19 protein-coding genes and 1 pseudogene are annotated in these 23,455 nt (G+C 63.8%); 15 read left to right on the top strand and 5 right to left on the bottom strand.

All coding sequences use genetic code 11. The features are described 5' to 3' along the window. Positions 1-108: 108 nt before the first annotated feature. The 14 genes from AC07OT_RS30350 to AC07OT_RS30285 are packed head-to-tail and all read left to right on the top strand — an operon-like array spanning position 109 to position 13,142. Positions 109-843, top strand: coding sequence for a glycosyltransferase family 2 protein (locus AC07OT_RS30350; RefSeq protein ID WP_495109819.1), 735 nt, complete (start codon positions 109-111; stop codon positions 841-843). Next, on the top strand, positions 840-1,775 hold the full coding sequence (locus AC07OT_RS30345; protein WP_495109818.1) for a lysophospholipid acyltransferase family protein: 936 nt from the start codon (positions 840-842) through the stop codon (positions 1,773-1,775). Before AC07OT_RS30350 ends, AC07OT_RS30345 begins: the two co-directional genes overlap by 4 nt. Then, entirely contained in the window at positions 1,759-3,300 is a 1,542-nt protein-coding gene (locus AC07OT_RS30340; RefSeq protein WP_495109817.1) for an HAL/PAL/TAL family ammonia-lyase, read from the top strand. Before AC07OT_RS30345 ends, AC07OT_RS30340 begins: the two co-directional genes overlap by 17 nt. Continuing rightward, positions 3,293-3,718: an acyl-CoA thioesterase gene (locus AC07OT_RS30335; RefSeq protein WP_495109816.1), complete on the top strand. Its 426-nt coding sequence runs from the start codon at positions 3,293-3,295 to the stop codon at positions 3,716-3,718. The genes AC07OT_RS30340 and AC07OT_RS30335 overlap by 8 nt, the downstream gene beginning before the upstream one ends. Then, entirely contained in the window at positions 3,715-4,305 is a 591-nt protein-coding gene (locus AC07OT_RS30330) for an outer membrane lipoprotein carrier protein LolA (protein WP_495109815.1), read from the top strand. The genes AC07OT_RS30335 and AC07OT_RS30330 overlap by 4 nt, the downstream gene beginning before the upstream one ends. Next, the gene (locus AC07OT_RS30325; protein ID WP_495109814.1) at positions 4,295-6,607 is read left to right on the top strand and encodes an MMPL family transporter; all 2,313 of its coding nucleotides are present in this window, start codon (positions 4,295-4,297) and stop codon (positions 6,605-6,607) included. Before AC07OT_RS30330 ends, AC07OT_RS30325 begins: the two co-directional genes overlap by 11 nt. Before the next feature lie 33 nt (positions 6,608-6,640). Beyond that, positions 6,641-7,888, top strand: a complete 1,248-nt coding sequence (locus AC07OT_RS30320; protein WP_495109813.1) for an NAD(P)/FAD-dependent oxidoreductase — start codon at positions 6,641-6,643, stop codon at positions 7,886-7,888. After that, positions 7,885-8,619, top strand: a complete 735-nt coding sequence (locus tag AC07OT_RS30315; protein WP_253493012.1) for a class I SAM-dependent methyltransferase — start codon at positions 7,885-7,887, stop codon at positions 8,617-8,619. The genes AC07OT_RS30320 and AC07OT_RS30315 overlap by 4 nt, the downstream gene beginning before the upstream one ends. Then, on the top strand, positions 8,616-9,098 hold the full coding sequence (locus tag AC07OT_RS30310; protein ID WP_495109812.1) for a hypothetical protein: 483 nt from the start codon (positions 8,616-8,618) through the stop codon (positions 9,096-9,098). The genes AC07OT_RS30315 and AC07OT_RS30310 overlap by 4 nt, the downstream gene beginning before the upstream one ends. Beyond that, positions 9,095-10,261 carry a beta-ketoacyl-[acyl-carrier-protein] synthase family protein gene (locus tag AC07OT_RS30305; RefSeq protein ID WP_495109811.1) on the top strand — a complete coding sequence of 389 codons (1,167 nt, stop codon included), beginning with the start codon at positions 9,095-9,097 and terminating at the stop codon, positions 10,259-10,261. The genes AC07OT_RS30310 and AC07OT_RS30305 overlap by 4 nt, the downstream gene beginning before the upstream one ends. Beyond that, positions 10,258-10,719 (top strand): hotdog family protein, encoded by a 462-nt coding sequence (locus tag AC07OT_RS30300; protein WP_495109810.1) that lies wholly within the window; start codon positions 10,258-10,260, stop codon positions 10,717-10,719. Before AC07OT_RS30305 ends, AC07OT_RS30300 begins: the two co-directional genes overlap by 4 nt. Beyond that, positions 10,716-11,444, top strand: coding sequence for a 3-oxoacyl-ACP reductase FabG (gene fabG, locus AC07OT_RS30295; protein WP_065925701.1), 729 nt, complete (start codon positions 10,716-10,718; stop codon positions 11,442-11,444). Before AC07OT_RS30300 ends, fabG begins: the two co-directional genes overlap by 4 nt. Further along, positions 11,444-12,670 carry a beta-ketoacyl-ACP synthase gene (locus tag AC07OT_RS30290; RefSeq protein ID WP_027604993.1) on the top strand — a complete coding sequence of 409 codons (1,227 nt, stop codon included), beginning with the start codon at positions 11,444-11,446 and terminating at the stop codon, positions 12,668-12,670. The genes fabG and AC07OT_RS30290 overlap by 1 nt, the downstream gene beginning before the upstream one ends. 25 nt (positions 12,671-12,695) lie before the next feature. Next, complete coding sequence (locus tag AC07OT_RS30285; protein ID WP_495109809.1) at positions 12,696-13,142, top strand: hypothetical protein; 447 nt, start codon at positions 12,696-12,698, stop codon at positions 13,140-13,142. A gap of 46 nt (positions 13,143-13,188) precedes the next feature. Here AC07OT_RS30285 and AC07OT_RS30280 read toward each other — a convergent pair whose 3' ends face one another. Beyond that, the gene (locus AC07OT_RS30280) at positions 13,189-14,082 is read right to left on the bottom strand and encodes a LysR family transcriptional regulator (RefSeq protein WP_115486461.1); all 894 of its coding nucleotides are present in this window, start codon (positions 14,080-14,082) and stop codon (positions 13,189-13,191) included. A 172-nt stretch (positions 14,083-14,254) separates the two neighbouring features. On the opposite strand from AC07OT_RS30280, the gene AC07OT_RS30275 reads away from it, so the two are divergent. Next, complete coding sequence (locus AC07OT_RS30275) at positions 14,255-15,475, top strand: MFS transporter (RefSeq protein WP_370671259.1); 1,221 nt, start codon at positions 14,255-14,257, stop codon at positions 15,473-15,475. 26 nt (positions 15,476-15,501) lie between these two features. On the opposite strand, the pseudogene AC07OT_RS30270 reads toward AC07OT_RS30275, so the two are convergent. The 4 genes and pseudogenes from AC07OT_RS30270 to gltB all read right to left on the bottom strand — a co-directional run. Further along, positions 15,502-15,996, bottom strand: a pseudogene (locus tag AC07OT_RS30270) (cytochrome b/b6 domain-containing protein); the annotation flags it as partial. Positions 15,997-16,191: 195 nt separating this feature from the next. Further along, positions 16,192-17,259: a uroporphyrinogen decarboxylase gene (gene hemE / locus AC07OT_RS30265; RefSeq protein WP_495109808.1), complete on the bottom strand. Its 1,068-nt coding sequence runs from the start codon at positions 17,257-17,259 to the stop codon at positions 16,192-16,194. Positions 17,260-17,536: 277 nt separating this feature from the next. After that, positions 17,537-18,955, bottom strand: coding sequence for an FAD-dependent oxidoreductase (locus AC07OT_RS30260; protein WP_027605000.1), 1,419 nt, complete (start codon positions 18,953-18,955; stop codon positions 17,537-17,539). Between the two features lie 32 nt (positions 18,956-18,987). Next, a complete protein-coding gene (gene gltB / locus AC07OT_RS30255; RefSeq protein WP_027605001.1) occupies positions 18,988-23,433 on the bottom strand; it encodes a glutamate synthase large subunit in 4,446 nt (1,481 codons plus the stop codon). Between the last annotated feature and the right edge of the window lie 22 nt (positions 23,434-23,455).

Raw genomic sequence — 23,455 nt, 5'->3', positions numbered from 1 at the left:
CCCCCCCCCCCCCCCCCCCCCCCCCCCCCCCCCCCCCCCCCCCCCCCCCCCCCCCCCCCCCCCCCCCCCCCCCCACCACAGGTTATTTACCAGACGGTGAGGGACACCATGCATAACCCCTGCGCCCTGATCCCGGTCTATAACCACGAAGCCGCCGTGCCCGCCGTGGTCCACAGCCTGTTGGACAGTGGCCTGCCGTGCCTGTTGGTGGACGATGGCAGCAGCCCGGCCTGCGCAGCGGTGCTGGCGCAACTGGCGCGGCTGGACAATGTCACCCTGCTCACCCTGCCGACCAATCAGGGCAAGGGCGGCGCGGTGATGGCCGGGTTTCGCGAAGCGGCACGCCTGGGCTTCAGCCACGCCTTGCAGGTCGACGCCGACGGCCAGCACGACCTGCGCGAAGTCGAGACGTTTATCGACGCGTCCCGCAGGCAGCCCAACGCAATCATCTGCGGCTATCCCGAATACGACGAAAGCGTGCCCAAGGGCCGTTTGTATGCGCGCTACCTGACCCACGTGTGGGTGTGGATCAACACCCTGTCGCTGCAGATCCGCGACTCGATGTGCGGCTTTCGCGTGTACCCGCTGACACCGGTGCTGGCGCTGATGGACTCGGCCTATATCGGCACGCACATGGACTTCGACTCCGACATCCTGGTGCGCCTGGCCTGGCGCAACCAGCCGATGCGCTGGCTGCCGACCCAGGTGCATTACCCGGCCGACGGCCTGTCGCACTTCCGCCTGTTCCGCGACAACGTGCGCATCAGCACCATGCACACCCGCTTGTTCTTCGGCATGTTGGTGCGTGCGCCGCTGATCCTGTGGCGACGGTGGCAGGCATGAGCGACAGCACCAAGCACTGGGCCGACCGTGAAGAGCGCGGCAGCTACTGGCTGATGAAATTCACCGCCCTCGCCGCCAAGGTCCTCGGCCGCCGCCTGCTGAGCCCGGTGCTGTACGGCATCGTGTTGTACTTCTTCCTGTTCGGACGCACCGCGCGCCAGAGCGCCTGGCAATACCAGCAGTGCCTGGCCGACTGGAGCGGGCGCGATGAACTGCGCCCCAGCCAGCGCAGAGTCTTTGCCCAGTTCATGGCCTTCGCCGATGCCCTGCTCGACAAACTCGACGTGTGGAACGGCAAGCTGCGCCTGGAACAGATCGACATCAACGACCCGGCAAAACTGCGCGGGCAACTGCGCGGCGGGCGCGGGCAGATGCTGGTGGGCGCCCACCTGGGCAACCTCGAAGTGTGCCGCGCGCTGGCGGAAATCGGCGAACAGGTCACCATGAACGTGCTGGTGCACACCAAGCACGCCGAACGCTTCAACCGCCTGCTGGGCGAAGCCGGTGCCACCCACTTGCGCCTGATCCAGGTCAGCGAGCTGGACCCGGCCACCATGCTGCTGCTCAGCCAGCGCCTGGACGACGGCGAGTGGCTGGCGATTGCCGGCGACCGCGTGCCCTTGCATGGCGGGCGCACGGTGCGCGTGGATTTCCTCGGCCATGACGCCGCGTTCCCCCAAGGCCCGTGGCTGCTGGCGGGCCTGCTGAAATGCCCGGTCAACCTGCTGATGTGCCTGAAACACCAGGGCCGCTATCACCTGACCATCGAGCCCTTCGCGCAATTGATCGAATGGAAACGCAGCACCCGCGAGCAGGTCATCGCCCTGTGGACCGCGCGCTACGCCGCACGCCTGGGCCAGTTCTGCCTGGAAGCGCCCCTACAATGGTTCAACTTTTACCCTTTCTGGAAGACCGATGACGACGCATCTTGAGCCGGTAACCTTTGGCGAACGCCACCTGCGCATCGAAGACGTGCTGGCCCTGGCCAACCGTCAGGTGCCTACCCAGCTGCAAGGCGATACCGCATATCGCCAACGCATTGCCAAGGGCGCGCAGTTCCTCGACTCGCTGCTGGACAAGGAAGGCGTGATCTACGGCGTGACCACCGGCTACGGTGACTCCTGCGTGGTCGCGGTGCCGTTGCAACACGTGGAGGCCCTGCCCCGTCACCTGTACACCTTCCACGGTTGCGGCCTGGGCAAGTTGCTCGACGCCCAAGCCACCCGTGCGGTGCTGGCGGCGCGCTTGCAGTCGCTGTGCCACGGTGTCTCTGGGGTGCGCGTGGAACTGCTGGAGCGCCTGCATGCCTTCCTCGAACACGACGTACTGCCGCTGATCCCGGAAGAAGGCTCGGTGGGCGCCAGCGGTGACCTGACCCCGCTGTCCTACGTGGCCGCGACCCTGTCCGGCGAGCGCGAAGTGCTGTTCCGTGGCGAGCGTCGCCAGGCAGCCGACGTGCACCGCGAACTCGGCTGGGAGCCGCTGGTACTGCGCCCCAAGGAAGCCCTGGCACTGATGAACGGCACCGCGGTGATGACCGGCATCGCCTGCCTGGCCTTTGCCCGTGCCGACTACCTGCTGCAACTGGCCACGCGCATCACCGCACTCAACGTGGTGGCGCTGCAAGGCAACCCGGAACACTTCGACGAGCGCCTGTTCGCTGCCAAGCCGCACCCGGGGCAGATGCAAGTCGCCGCCTGGCTGCGCAAGGACCTGGCGATCGACGCGCCGACCGCGCCGCTGCATCGCCTGCAGGATCGCTACTCGCTGCGCTGCGCGCCCCACGTTCTCGGCGTGCTGGCGGACAGCCTGAACTGGCTGCGTTCGTTTATCGAGATCGAGCTGAACAGCGCCAACGACAACCCGATCATCGACGCCGAAGAAGAGCGCGTGCTGCACGGCGGACATTTCTACGGTGGGCATATCGCCTTTGCCATGGACAGCCTCAAGACCCTGGTGGCCAACGTCGCCGACCTGCTCGACCGCCAGCTCGCCCTGCTGGTGGACGTGCGCTACAACCACGGCCTGCCGAGCAACCTGTCCGGTGCACCGGCGGACCGCGCGATGATCAACCACGGCTTCAAGGCGGTGCAGATCGGCACCAGCGCCTGGACCGCCGAAGCATTGAAAAACACCATGCCGGCCAGCGTGTTCTCGCGCTCCACCGAGTGCCACAACCAGGACAAGGTGAGCATGGGCACCATCGCCGCCCGCGATGCGATCCGCGTGCTGGAGCTGACCGAACAGGTCGCCGCCGCCACCCTGCTCGCTGCCAACCAGGGCGTGTGGCTGCGCGCCCAGGCCGACGACGCACGCCCGTTGCCGCCGGCGCTGGCGGCCATGCATGCAGAGCTGGCCCAGGACTTCCCGCCGGTCATCGAAGACCGTGCCCTCGAAGGCGAACTGCGCCTGTGCCTGCAACGCATCGCCGAGCAACACTGGAGGCTGCATGCGTAGCCCTGGCGTATTGCACAGCGACACCGAAATCCTGGTGCCGTTTTTTGACGTCGACACCATGCACGTCGTCTGGCACGGGCATTACGTGAAGTACCTGGAAATCGCACGCTGCGCGCTGCTGGACAAGATCGGCCACAACTACACGGCCATGCTCGAAGCCGGCTACGCCTGGCCGGTGATCGACATGCAACTGCGCTATGTGCGCGGTGCGGTGTTCGGCCAGACGATCAACGTGCGCGCCAGCCTGGTGGAATGGGAGAACCGCTTGAAGATCAATTACCTGATCACCGACCTGGCCAGCGGCGAGCGCCTGACCCGCGCCAGCACCGTGCAGGTGGCGGTGGACATCGCCACTCGCGAGATGCAGCTGGCGTCCCCCAAAGTATTCACCGACGCCGTCGACAGGGCCTTGTCATGAAACTGATCACCTTCCTCGGCGCGTTGCTGCTGTCGCTTCAAGCCCAGGCCTTCGACCTGCAACAACTCAGCGATCAGTTGGCCAAACCCTCAGTGATCCACGGCAGCTTCATCCAGGAAAAACACCTGCGTGCGCTGCCGCAGCCGTTGGTCAGCAAAGGCACCTTCGTCCTGGCCAAGGACCACGGCCTGCTGTGGCTGCTGAAAACCCCGCTGCAACAGGACTACCGCATCAGCGCCCAAGGCATTGCCCGCCGTGACGCCAACGGCTGGCAATTGCTGCCGAACAAGAGCGCCGGTGCTGAACAGAACCGTCTGTTCCTCGCCGTGCTCCAGGGCGACAGCAGTGGCTTGCAGCGCGACTTCGAGCTGCAACTGCAAGGCGAAGCCCGGCAATGGAAGCTCACGCTGGTCCCGCGCTCACTGCTGCTCAAGCAGGTATTCACCCAGATCAATATCGACGGTGGTGAGCTGGTGCACACCATCGAACTGCTGGAAACCCAAGGCGACAGCACTGTGCTGCGCATGCAGGACAGCAGCGCCGGCCAGCCATTGAGCGACGCGGAGCAACACGACTTTGCCCAGTGAGCGCCTGCTGCCCCGCCTGTTCCTGATCCTGCTGGTGGCCGTGCTGGCCCTGGCCGGCTGGCAGTGGCGCCACGGCGCACCGCTGTCGGCCAACCTGATGGAGCTGGTGCCGGGCAGTACGCCGGACGCCCTGGAACTGCAAGCCGAACAGCGCATGCAAGAGCCGCTCAACCGCGAAATGCTGGTGTTGGTGGGGCACGCCGATCGCCAGCAAGCGGTGGCCGTGGCCCAGCAATTGGGCGAGCGCTGGCAGGCCAGCGGCTTGTTCGAGAAGGTCCAATGGAACCTGCAAGCCGACCTGCCGGCGCTGCGTGAGCAGTTGCTGCACGGACGCCTGGCGATGCTCTCGGCCAAGGACCGCGAACAGCTGATCGACCACCCCGACGCGTTCATCCAGCAACGGGTGCAGTCGCTGTTCGACCCCTTCACCGGCTTCAGCCTGGTGCCGAGCCAGGACGACTGGCTGGGTCTGACCGGGCGCATCCAGAACAGCCAGCCGCAACGCGGCTCGGTGCAACTGGACATCGGCAGCGGCGCCTTGATCGCCGATGCCGACGGCAAGAGCTGGGTGCTGCTGCGGGCACGTACCACCGGCAATGCCTTCGACATGAAACTGCCGCTGCAGGTGGCGGATCTGCTCCAGGCCAGCCGCACGCAGGCCGGCGAACACGGCGCGCAATTGCTCGCCGCCAGCGGTTTGCTTTACGCGGCGAACGGCCAGCAACAGGCCACACGGGAAATCACCTGGGTCGGCGGCGGCGCCACCGTCGGTATTCTGCTGTTGCTGTTGCTGGCGTTCCGCCGCTGGCGGGTATTGCTGGCGTTTGTGCCGGTGCTGGTGGGCATGCTGTTTGGTGCCGTCGCTTGCGTGGCGCTGTTCGGCCATATGCATGTGATGACCTTGGTGCTCGGCTCCAGCCTGATCGGCGTCGCGGTGGATTACCCGCTGCACTACCTGTCGAAAAGCTGGAGCATGAACCCCTGGCGCAGTTGGCCGGCATTGCGCCTGACGCTGCCAGGGCTGAGCCTGAGCCTGGCCACCAGCTGCATCGGCTACCTGGCGCTGGCCTGGACGCCCTTCCCGGCCTTGACGCAAATCGCGGTGTTCTCCGCCGCAGGCCTGGTCGGCGCCTACCTGTCAGCGGTGTGCCTGCTGCCGGCACTGCTCAAGGGTGTCGAACTGCGCCCGGCACAATGGCCGCTGCGCGTCGCCGAATGCCTGTGGCGGGTGCGGGCCGCCTTGCTCAAGCGTGTGCCCAGTCCGGTGCTGCTGGTGTGGGTGCTGCTGTTCTGCGCCGGCGGCCTTTGGCAGTTGAACAGCAAAAACGATATCCGCCAGTGGATCGGCGCGCCGCCGCAGTTGCTGCAAGAGGCACAGGCCGTGGCGCGCATTACCGGTTTCCAGCCCACCAGCCAGTTTTTCCTGATACGGGCCGACAACCAGCCGCAGTTGCTGGAGCGCCAAGCCGCCCTGGGCCAACGCCTGGACCAGTTGGTGAATATGGACAAGCTCCAGGGTTACCTGGCGCTCAACCAACTGGTCAGCCTGCCCGCCGAACAGCAGCAACTGCGCGACGCCCTGAGCACACTTCCACAGCACTGGCAGCCGCTGCTGGACCTCGGCGTGCCCGCCGGCGCCCTGCACGCCGAAGTCGCGCAACTGCAAGCGCTGCCCACCGAAGACATCGACGCTGCACTGGTGGGCCCCTTGGCCGAACCCTGGCGCACCCTGTGGCTGGGCCCGGTGGACGGCGGCGTGGCGGCCATGGTCAGCCTGCAGGGCTTGAACAACCCGGCGCTGCTGCGGCTGCAAGCCGTGGACCTGCCCGGCGTGCAGTTGGTGGATCGTCTCGGGGATTTGAACCGTGTATTCGCCGACACGCAGATCAGCGCCGCCGAATTGAAGTTGATGTCGTGCGTACTGATCGTGCTGTTACTGATCCTGCCGTTCGGCTTCGGCGGGGCCCTGCGCATCGTCGCCCTGCCGTTGCTGGCTGCACTGTGCAGCCTGGCCAGCCTGGGTTGGCTGGGCCAGCCGCTGACCCTGTTCAGCCTGTTCGGGTTGCTGCTGGTCACGGCCATCAGTGTCGACTATGCGATTTTGATGCGCGAACAGATCGGCGGCCCCGCGGTCAGCCTTTTAGGGACGCTGCTGGCAGCGCTGACGACCTGGTTGTCGTTCGGCCTGCTGGCGGTGTCCAGTACCCCGGCAGTGAGTAATTTCGGCCTGTCGGTCAGCCTGGGCCTGGCATTCAGCTTTATGCTGGCCCCCTGGGCCGGCCAACGGAAACACGCCTCATGAATGTAGTTATCGCCAAAGCGGCAAGGAGCCCTCGTGCCCATAGTTGAAATGGAACGTCGCCAGGTCGTGGTGATTGGTGCCGGGCCATCCGGCGCGATTGCCGCCGCACTGCTTAAACGCAAAGGGCATGATGTATTGATCATCGAGCGCCAGCATTTTCCGCGCTTCTCGATCGGCGAAAGCCTGCTGTCGCACTGCATCGATTTTATCGAGGAAGCCGGCATGCTCGATGCCGTGAACGCGGCGGGTTTCCAGGTAAAAACAGGTGCCGCGTTCGCCTGGGGCGAGCGTTACAGCGCGTTCGATTTCGGTGACACCTTCAGCAACGGCAAGCCCACTACCTTCCAGGTGCAGCGCGGCGAGTTCGACAAGTTGCTGGCCGATCAGGCCGCACAGCAAGGCGTCGACATCCGCTACGGCGAAACCATCGTCGGCGTGGATTTCTCCGGTGAGTGCCGCTACCTGCATGTGCGCCGCGAGAACGGCAGCGAGTACCACATCAAGGCCAAGTTCGTGCTTGATGCCAGCGGCTACGGCCGCGTGCTGCCGCGCCTGCTCGACCTGGAGGCGCCGTCGAATTTCCCGCTGCGCCAGGCGGTGTTCACCCACGTTGAAGACCGCATCGAACACCCAGGCTTCGACCGCACCAAGATCCTGGTCACCACGCACCCTACGAAGCGCGACATCTGGTTCTGGACCATCCCGTTCAGCAACGGTCGTTGCTCAGTGGGTGTGGTCGCGGCCAAGGAGCATTTCGACGGCCGCGACAGCGATCTCGACGCTTGCCTGCGGGGTTTTATCGATGAAACCCCAAGCCTGTCCGGTGTACTGCGCCACGCTGTGTGGGATACCCCCGCGCGCACCATCGGCGGCTACTCGGCCAACGTCAAAACCCTGCACGGCCCCGGCTTTGCGCTGCTGGGCAATGCGGCGGAATTCCTCGACCCGGTGTTCTCCTCCGGCGTGACCATCGCCATGCGCTCGGCGAGTATGGCCGCCGGCGTGCTGCATCGTCAGCTCAAAGGCGAGACCGTGGACTGGCAAACCGAGTTTGCCGAGCCGCTCAAGCGCGGTGTCGACACCTTCCGCTGCTATGTCGAAGGCTGGTATGCAGGCACCTTCCAGGATGTGATTTTCCATCCCGGCAGCTCACCGGACATTCGCCGGATGATCAGTTCGATCCTCGCAGGTTACGCGTGGGACGAACGCAACCCGTTTGTCAGCGAGCCCAAGCGGCGCTTGCGGATGTTGTCGGAAATTTGCGCGAGTGAACCGGTATGACGTCTCAATACCTGAGTAAAAACTACGTCGAAGAAACCCGCTTCGGCTTCTGGTTCCTGCGCAGCCATACCTGGCAGCACCATGTATTGCGCGTGGCAATCAACGACCTGCGCAGCCTGTTCACCGACCCGTTGCCCGAGGCGCCGGTGCTGCTGGACGCCGGTTGCGGCCAGGGCAAGTCATTCCAATACCTGCAGCAGGTGTTTGCCCCCGCGCGCCTGATCGGCCTGGATGCCGACCCCCACAGCCTGGAGCTGAGCAAGGCCGAAGCCGCGCGCCAGGGCTTGGCCATCGAATTGATCGGCAGCGACTGCGCCACCCTCGATGTGCCGGACGCCAGCGTCGACATCCTGTTCTGCCACCAGACCTTCCATCACCTGGTTGAACAGCATCGCGCACTCAAGGAGTTTTACCGGGTGCTCAAGCCGGGCGGTTACTTGCTGTTTGCCGAATCCACCGAAGCCTATATCGACACCTGGGTCATTCGCTGGCTGTTCCGCCATCCCATGCATGTGCAGAAAAGCGCCGAAGAGTACCTGCAGATGCTCCGCGAGCAGGGCTTTGAGTTCGGCCCGCAGAACGTTTCGTACCCCTACCTGTGGTGGAGCCGTTCCCGCGACTTCGGCCTGCTGGAGCGCTGGGGCCTGCGTAACCCGCCGCCGGTGGGCCAGCGTGAGGAAACCCTGGTCAACTGCGTGGCGCGCAAACCCCTGGCGAGCGCCGCACCATGATGCGCAGCCTGTTGATCGGTTGCCTGTTGCTGCTGAGCGCCTGCGCCAGCCAGCCGCCGCTGCCTGAAAAAACCCCGACCCTGGCCTTGCCGATACAGCTGCATGTGCAGCGCCTGGCGGACGGCCAGAGCCAGGACTGGCTGCTGGTGATCCAACGCGAAGGCGGCGCACTCCGCTGGTCGATGATGGACCCCCTGGGCATTCCCCAGGCCCGGCAGAAACTGATCGATGGCCAGTGGCAGGCCGACGGTCTGCTGCCGCCCAATCCCCAGGCCCGCGAGCTGTTTGCCGCACTGTTGTTTGCCTTGACCTCGGCCGATGACGTACGCGCGCTCTACCCCGGCGCCCAGGCGATGGACCTCACGCGCACCCTGCCGGGCCATTGGCAGATCGTCTACCAATCGTCAGAAGTCTTCAGTGTGAACATGAGCGGCCAGCCCTTGAGCTACCGCATCACGCCACTCGGTGCCGCCCGATGAGCGCCTACCTCAACGCCCTCGGCGTGATTTGCGCCCTCGGCCGTGGCCAGGCCGCCGTCAGTCGCAGCCTGTTTGCCGGCGACTGCTCGGGGATGCGCGCCGAGAGCGGCTGGGTGCCGGAGCGCACGCTGCCGGTAGGCAGTGTGCACGGCGAGCTGGCGACCATTCCGACAGAACTCGGCCAGCAAAGCAGCCGCAATAACCAACTGCTGCTGGAGGCGGCGCTGCAGATCCAGGGCGAGATTCGCCAGGCGATCCACCGCTATGGCGCCTCGCGGGTCGGGGTCGTGCTCGGCACCAGCACCTCCGGCATCGACGAAGCCAGCCGTGGAATCGCCCAGTACCTGCGCGATCAGCACTTCCCCAGCGACTACGACTACCAGCAACAGGAACTCAGCGCCCCGGCGAATTTTCTCGCCGACTGGCTGCAACTGAGCGGCCCGGCCTATGTGATTTCCACCGCCTGCACCTCCAGCGCCCGGGCCTTGATGAGCGCACAACGCCTGCTCGACCTGGGAGTGTGCGACGCGGTGCTCTGCGGCGGCGTCGACAGCCTGTGCAAGCTGACCCTCAATGGGTTCGGCGCGTTGGAAGCCGTGTCCAATGAACGCTGCAACCCGTTTTCGGTGAACCGCAACGGCATCAATATCGGCGAAGCGGCGGTGCTGTTCCTGATGACTAAAGCGCCTGCGGCGATCGCCCTGCTGGGCAGCGGTGCGAGTTGCGATGCGCACCATATCTCCGCGCCGGAACCCACCGGCAAAGGCGCGTTGCAGGCGATGCGCAAGGCCCTGGCCAGTGCGAACGTGCAGCCCGGGCAGATCGGCTACCTGAACCTGCACGGCACCGCCACCCAACACAACGACGCCATGGAAAGCCTGGCCGTCGCCAGCCTGTTCCCCGACGGCGTGGCCTGCTCGTCGACCAAACCCATGAGCGGCCACACCCTGGGCGCGGCCGGCGCGCTGGAAGCCGCGTTCTGCTGGCTGAGCCTGGCCCATGGCCGGGTGCCGCCCCATGTGTGGGACGGCCAGGCCGACCCCGCGCTGCCCGCCCTGCAATGGGCGCAGGCGGGGGACACCTTGGAAAAACGCTGCCTGATGAGCAACTCGTTTGCCTTCGGCGGCAACAATGTCAGCCTGATAATCGGAGAGGCCCCATGACCGATTGGCCACTCGCCGAACTGCTGCCCCACGCCGGCGACATGATCCTGATCGACCAGGTGCTGTCGTTCGATGAAGAGCAGATTCACACCCGCCTCACCGTCAAGCCCGGCGGCCTGTTCAACCGCCCTGACGGCAGCCTGCCGGCCTGGGTCGGCATCGAGTTGATGGCGCAGAGCGTCGCCGCCTACGCCGGCTGCCGCGCCCGTCAAAAGGGTGAAGCGGTGGAACTGGGCTTCCTGCTCGGCACACGCAAGTTCGAGTGCAACGTGGAACACTTCCCGGCCGGCGCCGAGTTGAACATCCACGGCCTGCGTTCCCTGGAAGACGACAACGGCATGGGTGTGTTCGAATGCCACCTCACCGGTATCGGTATCCAGGCCAGTGCGCGCTTGAACGTATTTCGACCGCCCCAGGCGGCCAACTATTTAGATGAATCGAAGGACGAAACGCCATGACTGAACCCGTACTGGTCACCGGCTCCAGCCGTGGCATCGGCCGCGCCATTGCCCTGCGCCTGGCCCAGGCCGGGCATGACATCGTGCTGCATTGCCGCAGCGGTCGGGCCGAAGCCTGCGCGGTACAGGTCGAGATCGAGGCCCTGGGCCGCCAGGCGCGGGTGCTGCAATTCGATGTGGCGGACCGCGCCGCGTGCAAGCAGATCCTTGAAGCCGATGTTGAGCAACACGGTGCTTATTACGGCGTGGTGCTCAACGCCGGCCTGACCCGCGACGGCGCCTTCCCGGCCTTGTCGGAAGACGATTGGGACGTGGTGATGCGCACCAACCTGGATGGCTTCTACAACGTGCTGCACCCGGTGATGATGCCGATGATTCGTCGTCGCGCGGCCGGGCGTATCGTGTGCATCACCTCGGTATCCGGGTTGATCGGCAACCGTGGCCAGGTCAACTACAGTGCCTCCAAGGCCGGCCTGATCGGTGCGGCCAAGGCCCTCGCCATCGAACTGGGCAAGCGCAGGATCACCGTCAACTGCGTCGCCCCCGGTTTGATCGACACCGCCATGCTGGATGAAAACGTACCGGTGGAAGAACTGATGAAGATGATCCCGGCGCAACGCATGGGCACCCCGGAAGAAGTCGCCGGTGCAGTGAATTTCCTCATGTCGGCCGAAGCCGGCTATATCACGCGCCAGGTCCTGGCCGTGAATGGAGGCCTGTGCTGATGAAACGCGTCGTCGTCACCGGCATGGCCGGCGTGACCTCCCTGGGCAGCGACTGGGACACCATCGCCGCCAACTTCCGCGCCAACCGCAGCGGCATCCGACGCATGGACGAGTGGGAGCGTTTTACCGAATTGAACACGCGCCTGGCCGGGCCGGTCGATGATTTCGTCGTGCCCGCCCATTGGACGCGCAAGCAGCTGCGCAGCATGGGCCGTGTCTCGCGCCTGGCGGTGTGGGCGGCGGAACAGGCGTTGCAGGACGCGGGCTTGCTCGGCGACGAGTCGATCAAGGACGGGCGCATGGGCGTGGCCTGTGGCTCGTCCACCGGCAGTACCGATGAGATCAAGGCCTTCGGCAATATGTTGCTGAACTCGGTGGCCGAGGGGCTGAACGCCAACTCCTACGTGCGCATGATGCCCCACACCACAGCGGCGAATATCAGCATCTTCTTTGGCCTCACCGGGCGGCTGATCCCCACGTCCAGCGCGTGTACCAGCGGCAGCCAAGGCATCGGCTATGCCTATGAAGCGATCAAGTTCGGCCGCCTGCCGTTGATGCTCGCCGGCGGCGCCGAGGAGCTGTGCCCCACCGAAGCCATGGTGTTCGACGCGCTGTATGCCACCAGCCTGAAGAACGACGCGCCACAAACCAGCCCACGCCCCTACGACAGTGGCCGCGATGGCCTGGTGATCGGCGAAGGCGGCGGCATGCTGGTGCTCGAAGAGCTGGAACACGCACTGGCGCGGGGCGCGCATATCCATGCCGAGATCGTCGGCTTCGGCAGCAATGCCGACGGCCAGCACACCACGCGCCCGGAACAGAAAACCATGCGCCGCGCCATGGAGCTGGCCCTGGAAGATGCGGGCCTGGAGCCGGCCGCCATCGGCTACGTCAACGGCCACGGCACCGCCACCGACCAGGGCGATATCGCCGAGACCCAGGCCACCAGCAGCCTGTTCGGCAGCCGCATGCCCATCAGCTCGCAGAAAAGCTTCCTCGGCCACACCTTGGGCGCCTGCGGTGCACTGGAATCGTGGTTCAGCATCGAGATGATGAACCGCGACCAGTACGTGCACACCTTCAACCTGGACTCCGTCGACCCGCAATGCGGCGAACTGGATTACCTGCAGGGTGAATTCCGCGAGATGCACCACGACTACGTGATGAACAACAACTTTGCCTTTGGCGGCGTCAATACGTCGCTGATCTTCCGCCGCTGGTCCTGACTTTTAATCGATTGGAGAATACGGAATGTCTTCCTTGCTACGCGCTACGCTGATCACCCTGGCCCTGCTGACCACCGCCGGCTGTACCAGCAAACCGATCCTCAACACCCAGCACGACCTGCCGGCCGACGCCCAGCTCAGTGAAGAGAAAATGAAAGCGGTGATCGTCAACGCCCTGCAAAAACGCGAATGGACGGTGCAACGCCTGAGCCCGCAGCTGGTACAGGCCGAGATCACCGTGCGCAACCAGTACTACGCGGCCATCGACATCCGCTACACCCGCAACAGCTACGCCATCACCTACCGCGACAGCCGCCAACTGGGCTACAAGGACGGCAAGATCCATCGCAACTACAACCGTTGGGTGAACAACCTGGACAGCGACATCATGGCGGGATTGCGCAGCAATGGCGTGAGTGGTGAGGCAGGGTCGGCGGCGCAGTTGTTCGAGCAGACGGGAACGTCGAAGTAAAACCAAAGCCAGGCACAACCGCTGTGGCGAGCCCGTTCACGGTGAGCTATTGCACCGCCTTACGCGTCAATAACTCCACAAACGCCTTCGCCATCGGCGTTTGTGCGCCTTTGCGCTGCACCAGCCATACCGCCGTCACCGCCTCCTGATCCAACAAGGTGCGATACACCACGCCATCGATCCGTATCCGTTGGTATGACGCCGGCAACACCGACACCCCCAACCCCGCCGCCACCAAACCGATAATGGTCATCGCCTCCCCCGCTTCCTGGGCGAAGTGCGGGCTGAAGCCGGCATCGCGGGCCAGGTTCAGCAGTTGGGCATACAGGCCACTGCCGTAAGTGCGCGGAAAAAACACAAACGGCTCCTGCGCCAGTTGCGCCAAGTGCAGGCCGCTCTCGCTGCCCTCCACCAACGGATGACCGGCATTCAACACAGCGACCAGCGGTTCACGCATCAGCTCGATGACGGTCAATGAATCCGGCAACGGCAGCGGCCGCATCAGTCCAACCTGGATCGACTCATCCACCAGCGATTCGGCCACTTCGGTGCTGCTCATTTCCTGCAGGTTCAGGTGCACCGCCGGGAAGGCTTGGCGAAACGCGAAGATCGCCTGCGGAATCGTGGAGTTGAACGGCGCCGACGAGGTGAAGCCGATCTTCAGCTCGCCCAGCTCCCCCAACTGTGCACGGCGGGCCACATCCGCCGCCTTGTCGACCTGGGCCAGTACCAGTCGCGCCTCGTGCAGGAACAAGCGCCCGGCCTCGCTCAGCTCTACCCGACGATTGGTCCGCTCGAATAACCGAGCCCCCACCTCCTGCTCCAGCGCCTGGATCTGCTGGCTCAATGGCGGTTGCGAGATGCCCAGCACCTGCGCGGCACGGCCGAAGTGCAGTTCTTCGGCAACGGCAATGAAGTACCGCAGGTGACGTAGTTCCATGCCAGCCTCATTAGGTCGTAAAAGCTATCAAACGTGTCGAACAATATATTGGAAAGAATCATTAGCCAGCTATATTCTTTTTTGCATTGCCAGTCCTGGCAGGCTTTTCCTCCCCGAGGTCTCCGTGAAATCTGCTGTCGCTCCATTCGCCCAAGAAGTCCCGCCCACCGCCCTGGATGAGGTGGTGGCGCAGCTCAATGACGCGTACATCGAAAAAGGCACGCCGATGTTCATGCGCACGGTACTGGCGCTGTTCTCCGGCGGCTTCGCCACGTTCGCCCTGCTGTATTGCGTGCAGCCGATGATGCCGGCGCTGTCCCACGAGTTCTCGATCAATGCCGCACAAAGCAGCCTGATCCTCTCAGTGGCGACGGCGATGCTGGCGCTGGGTTTGCTGATCACCGGGCCGATTTCCGACACCCTGGGCCGCAAGCCGGTGATGGTCGCCGCGTTGTTTTGCGCCGCGCTGGCGACCATCGCCAGCGGCCTGATGCCGTCCTGGGAAGGGATTCTGCTGATGCGTGCGCTGGTGGGCCTGTCCTTGAGCGGCCTGGCTGCCGTGGCGATGACGTACCTGAGCGAAGAAATCCACCCCCAGCACATCGGCCTGGCTATGGGCCTGTACATCGGCGGCAACGCCATCGGGGGCATGAGCGGACGCCTGATCATCGGTGTACTGATCGACTTCGTCAGCTGGCACACCGCAATGCTGATCATCGGCGCCCTGGCGCTGATTGCCGCCACGGTGTTCTGGAAGATCCTCCCCGAATCGCGCAACTTCCGCGCCAGCAGCCTCAAGCCGCGCAGCCTGGTGGATGGCTTCGTCATGCATTTCAAGGATGCCGGCCTGCCGTGGCTGTTCCTTGAAGCCTTCCTGCTGATGGGCGCATTCGTGACGATGTTCAACTACATCGGCTATCGCCTGCTGGCCGACCCCTATGACCTGAGCCAGGCCGTGGTGGGCCTGCTGTCGCTGGTGTACCTCTCGGGCATCTACAGCTCGGCGAAAATCGGCTCCCTGGCCGACCGCCTCGGCCGCCGCCGCGTGCTCTGGGCCACCATCGTGCTGATGCTCGCCGGCATGGCCCTGACCCTGTTCACCCCACTCTGGCTGGTGGTGCCGGGCATGCTGATCTTCACCTTCGGCTTCTTTGGCGCCCACTCGGTGGCCAGCAGCTGGATCGGGCGCCGCGCGGTGAAAGCCAAGGGGCAGGCGTCATCGCTGTATCTGTTTTGCTATTACGTAGGCTCAAGCATCGCCGGGACAGCGGGCGGATTCTTCTGGCACTTCGGTGGATGGAACGGCATCGGCGCGTTTATCGTGGCGCTGTTGATGGGTGCGTTGCTGGTGGCGTTGAAACTGGCGAAGTTGCCGCCGCTGACCGCCCCTTGAACAACCGGCGCCTTGAACAACATCCGCGCCATCACCCGCTTGCCCCGGCGCTCATGCATGACTACGGCGCCGATATGCAGGACCAGCATCAGCAGCAACCCCACACACGAGAGCACATGCACACGGGTATACAGGGCGATGCGGGCCGGGTCGTGGTCGAGGGGGGCGATGGAGAGCAGGTTAAAGATATTGATCGGGCGATCCATCATCAGCACGCCGGTCGCCAACACCACGGCGAGCACCAGGTACATGGCCTTGTGAACCAGCAACGCCAGGTATTCCTGCAGTGTTCGCTTGACGGAAAAATCCAGGCCGTGGGCAAAGGAACAATAGACCCGCAAGACAAACACCGGAATATAGACAGTGGTCAGCGACACATTGAAGAACGCCACCCACGCCTTGACCGAGGCGGGCACGCTGAATACCGCCACGAAAAAACCCGACAATAACGCCCACACAATAATGACAGCCGAAACCCAATGCAGCAGTTTCTGGCTCGTTGAATACGCTGAAGTGTTCATCCTGAGATCACCTGACAATGAACGCCATGCACTGGCGAGAGGAAGAGTCGGGTAGGATTTTTACCGAGGCAAGTTACCGGAGGCTGTAGGAGAAATCCCAAAGCACCCACACTACCAAGGCAGGACTTAACGAACGCTGAAACGCAGCGAATCCCCCTTCGCCAGGCAAAGGGGGATCCGATTCAGGCGGGAGTATTACGGGTGGTATTGCGCTGACAGCTCGTGCACGGCCTGCAGAAACGCACCCGCATGGTCCGGGTTCACTTCCGGAGTGATGCCATGGCCGAGGTTGAACACGTGGCCGCTGCCTGTGCCGTAGCTGGCCAGGATGCGGCCGACTTCGGTGCGGATCGCTTCCGGCTTGGCGTACAGCACGGTCGGGTCCATGTTGCCTTGCAGCGCGACCTTGCCACCGACACGACGACGGGCTTCGCCGATATCGCAGGTCCAATCCAGGCCCAGTGCATCCGCGCCAGCGTCGGCGATGCTTTCAAGCCACAGGCCACCGCCCTTGGTGAACAGGATGACCGGCACTTTGCGGCCTTCGTGTTCACGGATCAGGCCGCTGACGATCTTGCGCATGTAGGCCAGGGAGAATTCCTGGTACGCCGCCGCCGACAGGTTGCCACCCCAGGTATCGAAGATCTGCACGGCTTGCGCACCGGCCATGATCTGGCCGTTGAGGTAGGAAGTAACCGACTGGGCCAGCTTGTCCAGCAGCAGGTGCATGGCTTGCGGGTTGTCGTAGAGCATGGCCTTGGTCTTGCGGAAGTCTTTCGACGAGCCGCCCTCGACCATATAGGTGGCCAGGGTCCATGGGCTGCCGGAGAAGCCGATCAGCGGCACGCGGCCGTTCAGCTCGCGGCGGATGGTGCTGACGGCGTCCATCACGTAGCCAAGGTCTTTGTGCGGGTCGGGGATCGGCAGGGCTTCGATATCGGCCAGGGTGCTGACGACTTTCTTAAAACGCGGGCCTTCGCCGGTCTCGAAGTACAGGCCCTGGCCCATGGCGTCGGGGATGGTGAGGATGTCGGAGAAGAGGATGGCCGCGTCCAGCTGTGGGTAGCGGTCCAGTGGCTGCAGGGTGACTTCGCAGGCGAACTCCGGGTTCATGCACAAGCTCATGAAGTCGCCGGCGTGGGCGCGACTGGCGCGGTATTCCGGCAGGTAGCGACCGGCCTGACGCATCATCCACACGGGGGTGACGTCCACGGGTTGCTTGAGCAGGGCACGAAGGAAACGGTCGTTCTTGAGGGCAGTCATGTCGGCATCCGCAAAAAAAGTGCGGGCATTTTCTCAGAGCGCGACGCAAAAGGCACGGCAAGAGCGGTGCCTTTTGTCTATCGGGTCAATTTGTCGCGGTAGCTTGAACACAGCACAAAACAAATGTGGGAGAGGGCTGGCTGTGGTGAGCGGGCTTGTCCCGCGCCGGGCTGCGAAGCAGCCCCTTTGATCTGCGGTGAACCCGACGGGGGGCAAGCCCCCTCACCACAGCCAGCCCCCTCCCACATTTTGATCCCATTTCAACCTGGGATCAGGGTCAGACTTGCAGGTAGTCCAGGATCCCTTCGGCGGCATTGCGGCCTTCGAAGATCGCCGTCACCACCAGGTCAGAGCCGCGCACCATGTCGCCACCGGCGAAGATTTTCGGGTTGCTGGTCTGGTGCTTGTACTGGCCTTGTTCCGGGGCGACAACACGGCCCTGGCTGTCGGTCTGGATCTCGAACTGCTCGAACCACGGCGCCGGGCTTGGGCGGAAACCGAAGGCGATGACCACGGCGTCGGCAGGGATGATCTCTTCGGAGCCCGGGATCGGCTCGGGGCTGCGGCGGCCACGGGCGTCCGGTTCGCCGAGACGGGTCTCGACCACCTTCACGCCTTCGACGCGGTCTTCACCGACGATGGCGATCGGCTGGCGGTTGTAGAGGAATTTCACGCCTTCTTCCTTGGCGTTCTTCACCTCTTTGCGCGAGCCGGGCATGTTGGCTTCGTCACGACGATACGCACAGGTCACCGACTTGGCGCCCTGGCGGATCGAGGTACGGTTGCAGTCCATCGCGGTGTCGCCGCCGCCGAGGACCACGACCTTCTTTCCCTTCATGTCGACGAAATCTTCCGGCGACTTTTCAAAGCCCAGGTTGCGGTTGACGTTGGCGATCAGGAAGTCCAACGCGTCGTAAACGCCCGGCAGGTCCTCACCGGCAAAGCCGCCCTTCATGTAGGTGTAGGTGCCCATGCCCATGAACACGGCATCGTATTCGGCGAGCAGCTGCTCCATGGTCACGTCTTTGCCGATCTCCGTGTTCAGGCGGAACTCGATGCCCATGCCGGTGAAGACTTCGCGGCGATTGCTCAACACGGTCTTTTCCAGCTTGAACTCGGGGATGCCGAAGGTCAGCAGGCCGCCGATTTCCGGGTTCTTGTCGAACACCACCGGGGTCACGCCGCCGCGCACCAGCACGTCGGCACAGCCCAGGCCCGCCGGGCCCGCACCGATGATCGCGACACGCTTGCCGGTCGGCTTGACCTTGGACATGTCCGGACGCCAGCCCATGGCGAACGCGGTATCTGTGATGTACTTCTCCACCGAACCGATGGTCACCGCGCCGAAACCGTCGTTCAGGGTGCAGGCACCCTCGCACAGACGGTCCTGCGGGCACACCCGGCCGCAGACTTCCGGCAGGGTGTTGGTCTGGTGGGACAGCTCGGCGGCGGCGAGGATGTTGCCCTCGGCCACCAGCTTGAGCCAGTTGGGAATGAAGTTGTGCACCGGGCACTTCCATTCGCAATACGGGTTACCGCAACCCAGGCAGCGGTGGGCCTGATCGGCCGAATGCTGGGGTTTGAAGGGCTCGTAGATTTCCACGAACTCTTTTTTGCGTTGACGCAACAGTTTCTTCTTCGGATCTTTGCGCCCGACATCGATGAACTGGAAGTCGTTATTCAGACGTTCAGCCATGTTAAAACCTCATCAAACTCTTCAGGCGCATATCACTGCGGGTTGGCACGGATGCTGGAAAGCAACGATTTCAGGTTGGCAGCCTTGGGCTTGACCAGCCAGAAACGACGCAGGTAGTCATCGAGGTTTTCGGCGAGGTTACGCCCCCATTCGCTGCCGGTCTCCTCGACGTACTCGTCCAGCACGTGCTGCAAGTGGTTCCGGTAGGATTCCATGGCTTCGCCGCTGATCCGCTGGATCTCGACCAACTCGTGGTTGACCTTGTCGACGAAGGTGTTGTCCTGGTCGAGCACGTAGGCGAAACCGCCGGTCATGCCCGAACCGAAGTTGTAACCGGTCTTGCCCAGTACCGCGACAAAGCCCCCGGTCATGTACTCGCAGCAGTGATCCCCAGTGCCTTCCACCACGGTGTGGGCACCGGAGTTACGCACGGCGAAACGCTCACCGGCCGTACCGGCGGCGAACAGCTTGCCACCGGTGGCACCGTACAGGCAGGTGTTGCCGATGATGGCACTGTCCTGGGTCTTGTAGACGCTGCCTTTGGGCGGAACGATGACCAGTTTGCCGCCGGTCATGCCCTTGCCTACGTAGTCGTTGGCGTCGCCTTCCAGGTACATGTGCAGGCCGCCGGCGTTCCACACGCCGAAGCTCTGGCCCGCAGTGCCCTTGAAGCGGAACGTGATCGGCGCCTTGGCCATGCCCTGGTTGCCGTGCTTGCGTGCGATTTCGCCGGAGATGCGTGCGCCGATGGAACGGTCGCAGTTGCAGATATCCAGGGCGAATTCGCCACCAATGGCGTCGTTGATCGAGGAACCGGCCATTTCGACCATCTTCTCGGCCAGCAGGCCTTTGTCGAACGGCGGGTTGCGATCCACCTGGCAGAATTGTGGCTTGTCTGCCGGGATGTGATCGCTGCCCAACAACGGCGTCAGGTCCAGGTGCTGTTGCTTGGCGGTCTGGCCTTCGAGGATGTCCAGCAGGTCGGTGCGCCCGATCAGCTCTTCCAGGGAACGCACACCCAGCTTGGCCAGCCACTCACGGGTCTCTTCGGCGACGTAGGTGAAGAAGTTCACCACCATGTCGACGGTGCCGATGTAGTGGTCCTTGCGCAGCTTTTCGTTCTGAGTGGCGACGCCGGTGGCGCAGTTGTTCAGGTGGCAGATGCGCAGGTATTTACAGCCCAGGGCGATCATCGGCGCGGTGCCGAAACCGAAGCTCTCGGCGCCGAGGATCGCGGCCTTGATCACGTCGAGGCCGGTCTTCAGGCCACCGTCGGTCTGCACCCGCACTTTGCCGCGCAGATCGTTGCCGCGCAGGGTCTGGTGGGTTTCCGCCAGGCCCAGTTCCCACGGTGCGCCGGCGTACTTGATCGAGGTCAGCGGCGATGCACCGGTGCCGCCGTCGTAGCCGGAGATGGTGATCAGGTCGGCATAGGCCTTGGCCACGCCGGCGGCGATGGTACCGACGCCCGCTTCTGCTACCAGCTTCACCGAGACCAGGGCCTGCGGATTGACTTGTTTCAGGTCGAAAATCAGCTGCGACAAATCTTCAATCGAGTAGATGTCGTGGTGCGGCGGTGGCGAGATCAGGGTCACGCCCGGTACCGCATAACGCAGCTTGGCGATCAGGCCATTGACCTTGCCGCCCGGCAGCTGGCCGCCCTCACCGGGCTTGGCGCCCTGGGCCACCTTGATCTGCAGCACTTCGGCATTGACCAGGTATTCCGGGGTCACACCGAAACGGCCAGTGGCAACCTGCTTGATTTTCGAGCTCTTGATCGTGCCGTAGCGCGCCGGGTCTTCACCGCCTTCACCGGAGTTGGAACGCGCACCCAGGCGGTTCATGGCTTCGGCCAGGGCTTCGTGGGCCTCAGGCGACAAGGCGCCGAGGGAAATACCGGCAGAGTCGAAGCGCTTGAGGATCGATTCCAGCGGTTCGATTTCGCTGATAGCCAGCGGCGTATCCAGGGTCTTCACCTTGAACAGGTCGCGGATCATCGACACCGGGCGGTTATCCACCAGCGCGGTATATTCCTTGAACTTGGCGTAGTCGCCCTGCTGCACGGCGGCTTGCAGGGTGCTCACCACGTCCGGGTTGTAGGCGTGGTATTCGCCACCGTGCACGAACTTGAGCAGGCCACCTTGCTGGATCGGCTTGCGCGCGCTCCAGGCTTCGGCGGCCAGGGCTTTCTGTTCGGCTTCGATGTCGACGAATCGCGCACCCTTGATGCGGCTCGGCACGCCACGGAAGCTCAGCTCGCAGACTTCTTCCGACAGGCCGATGGCTTCGAACAGCTGCGCGCCACGGTAGGAGGTGACGGTGGAGATGCCCATCTTCGACAGGATCTTCAGCAGGCCCTTGGTGATGCCCTTGCGGTAGTTCTTGAACACCTCGTAGAGGTCGCCCAGCACTTCACCAGTACGGATCAGGTCACCCAGCACTTCATAAGCGAGGAACGGGTACACCGCCGAGGCGCCGAAGCCGATCAACACCGCAAAGTGGTGCGGGTCGCGAGCGGTAGCGGTTTCCACGAGGATGTTGGAGTCGCAGCGCAGGCCTTTTTCGGTCAGGCGGTGGTGCACCGCGCCGGTGGCCAGGGACGCGTGGATCGGCAATTTGCCCGGAGCGATATGACGGTCGGTCAGCACGATCTGGGTACGCCCGGCGCGCACGGCTTCTTCGGCCTGGTCGGCGACGTTGCGCACAGCGGCTTCAAGGCCGAGGCTCTCGTCGTAGTTCAGGTCGATGATCTGGCGGTCGAAACCCGGGCGCTCCAGGGTCATCAGCGAACGCCACTTGGCCGGAGAAACGACCGGCGAGCTGAGGATCACGCGGGAGGCGTGCTCAGGCGACTCCTGGAAGATGTTGCGCTCGGCACCGAGGCAGACTTCCAGGGACATCACGATGGCTTCGCGCAGCGGGTCGATCGGTGGGTTGGTCACCTGGGCGAACTGCTGGCGGAAATAGTCGTACGGCGTGCGCACGCGCTGGGACAGCACGGCCATCGGCGTGTCGTCGCCCATGGAGCCGACCGCCTCGTAGCCTTGCTCGCCGAGCGGGCGCAGCACCTGGTCGCGCTCTTCGAACGTGACCTGGTACATCTTCATGTACTGCTTGAGCTGGTCGATGTCGTAGAACGCCGAACCGTGGTCGTTGTCTTCCATGGTCGCCTGGATGCGCAGGGCGTTCTTGCGCAGCCATTGCTTGTACGGGTGACGGGACTTCAAGCGATTGTCGATGGCGTCGGTGTCGAGGATCTGGCCGGTTTCGGTGTCCACGGCCAGGATCTGCCCAGGGCCTACACGGCCTTTGGCGATCACGTCTTCCGGCTTGTAGTCCCACACGCCGATTTCCGACGCCAGGGTGATGAAACCGTTGGTGGTCGTGACCCAGCGGGCCGGGCGCAGACCGTTACGGTCGAGCAGGCACACCGCGTAGCGACCGTCGGTCATGACCACGCCGGCCGGGCCGTCCCACGGCTCCATGTGCATCGAGTTGTACTCGTAGAATGCACGCAGGTCCGGGTCCATGGTCTCGACGTTCTGCCACGCAGGCGGAATGATCATGCGCACGCCACGGAACAGGTCGATGCCGCCGGTGACCATCAGTTCGAGCATGTTGTCCATGCTGGAGGAGTCGGAGCCCACACGGTTGACCAGCGGGCCGAGTTCTTCCAGGTCCATCAAATCGTTGGCGAACTTGGTGCGACGGGCCACGGCCCAGTTGCGGTTGCCGGTGATGGTGTTGATCTCGCCGTTGTGGGCGAGGAAGCGGAATGGCTGGGCCAGCGGCCATTTCGGCAGGGTGTTGGTGGAGAAGCGCTGGTGGAACACACAAATGGCGGTTTGCAGGCGCTCATCGCTCAGGTCTGGATAGAAGGCGGTCAAGTCCGCCGGCATCATCAGGCCTTTATAAATGATGGTCTTGTGGGAAAAACTGCAGATGTAGTGGTCGGCATCGGCGGCGTTGGCCACGGACGAGCGACGACGGGAGGTGAACAGCTTGATCGCCATATCCTGGTCGCTCAGGCCGTCGCCTGCGATGAACACTTGTTCGATCTGCGGCAGGCGCTCCAGGGCCAGGCGGCCGAGCACGCTGGTGTCGATCGGCACTTTGCGCCAGCCCACCAGCTGCAGGCCGGCAGCGACGATCTCGCGGTTCATGTTCTCGCGAGCAGCTTCGGCTTTGGCCGGGTCCTGGTTGAAAAACACCATGCCCACGGCGTACTGCTTGGGCAGGTCGACCGCGAAATGCTCTTTGGCGACCGCGCGCAGGAATTGGTCGGGCTTTTGAATCAGCAAGCCGCAACCGTCACCGGTCTTGCCGTCGGCGTTGATCCCACCGCGGTGGGTCATGCAGGTCAGGGCCTCGATGGCCGTTTGCAAAAGGGTATGACTGGGCTCGCCCTGCATATGGGCTATCAGGCCGAAACCGCAGTTATCCTTGAATTCATCGGGTTGGTACAGACCTGCTTTCATAGACACTTTCTCACCAGGCTGC

Source organism: Pseudomonas sp. GW821-FHT09C10, from assembly GCF_059418085.1.
Note: the sequence above shows the minus strand (reverse complement) of the source record. Positions and strands in the feature narration are given on the sequence as shown.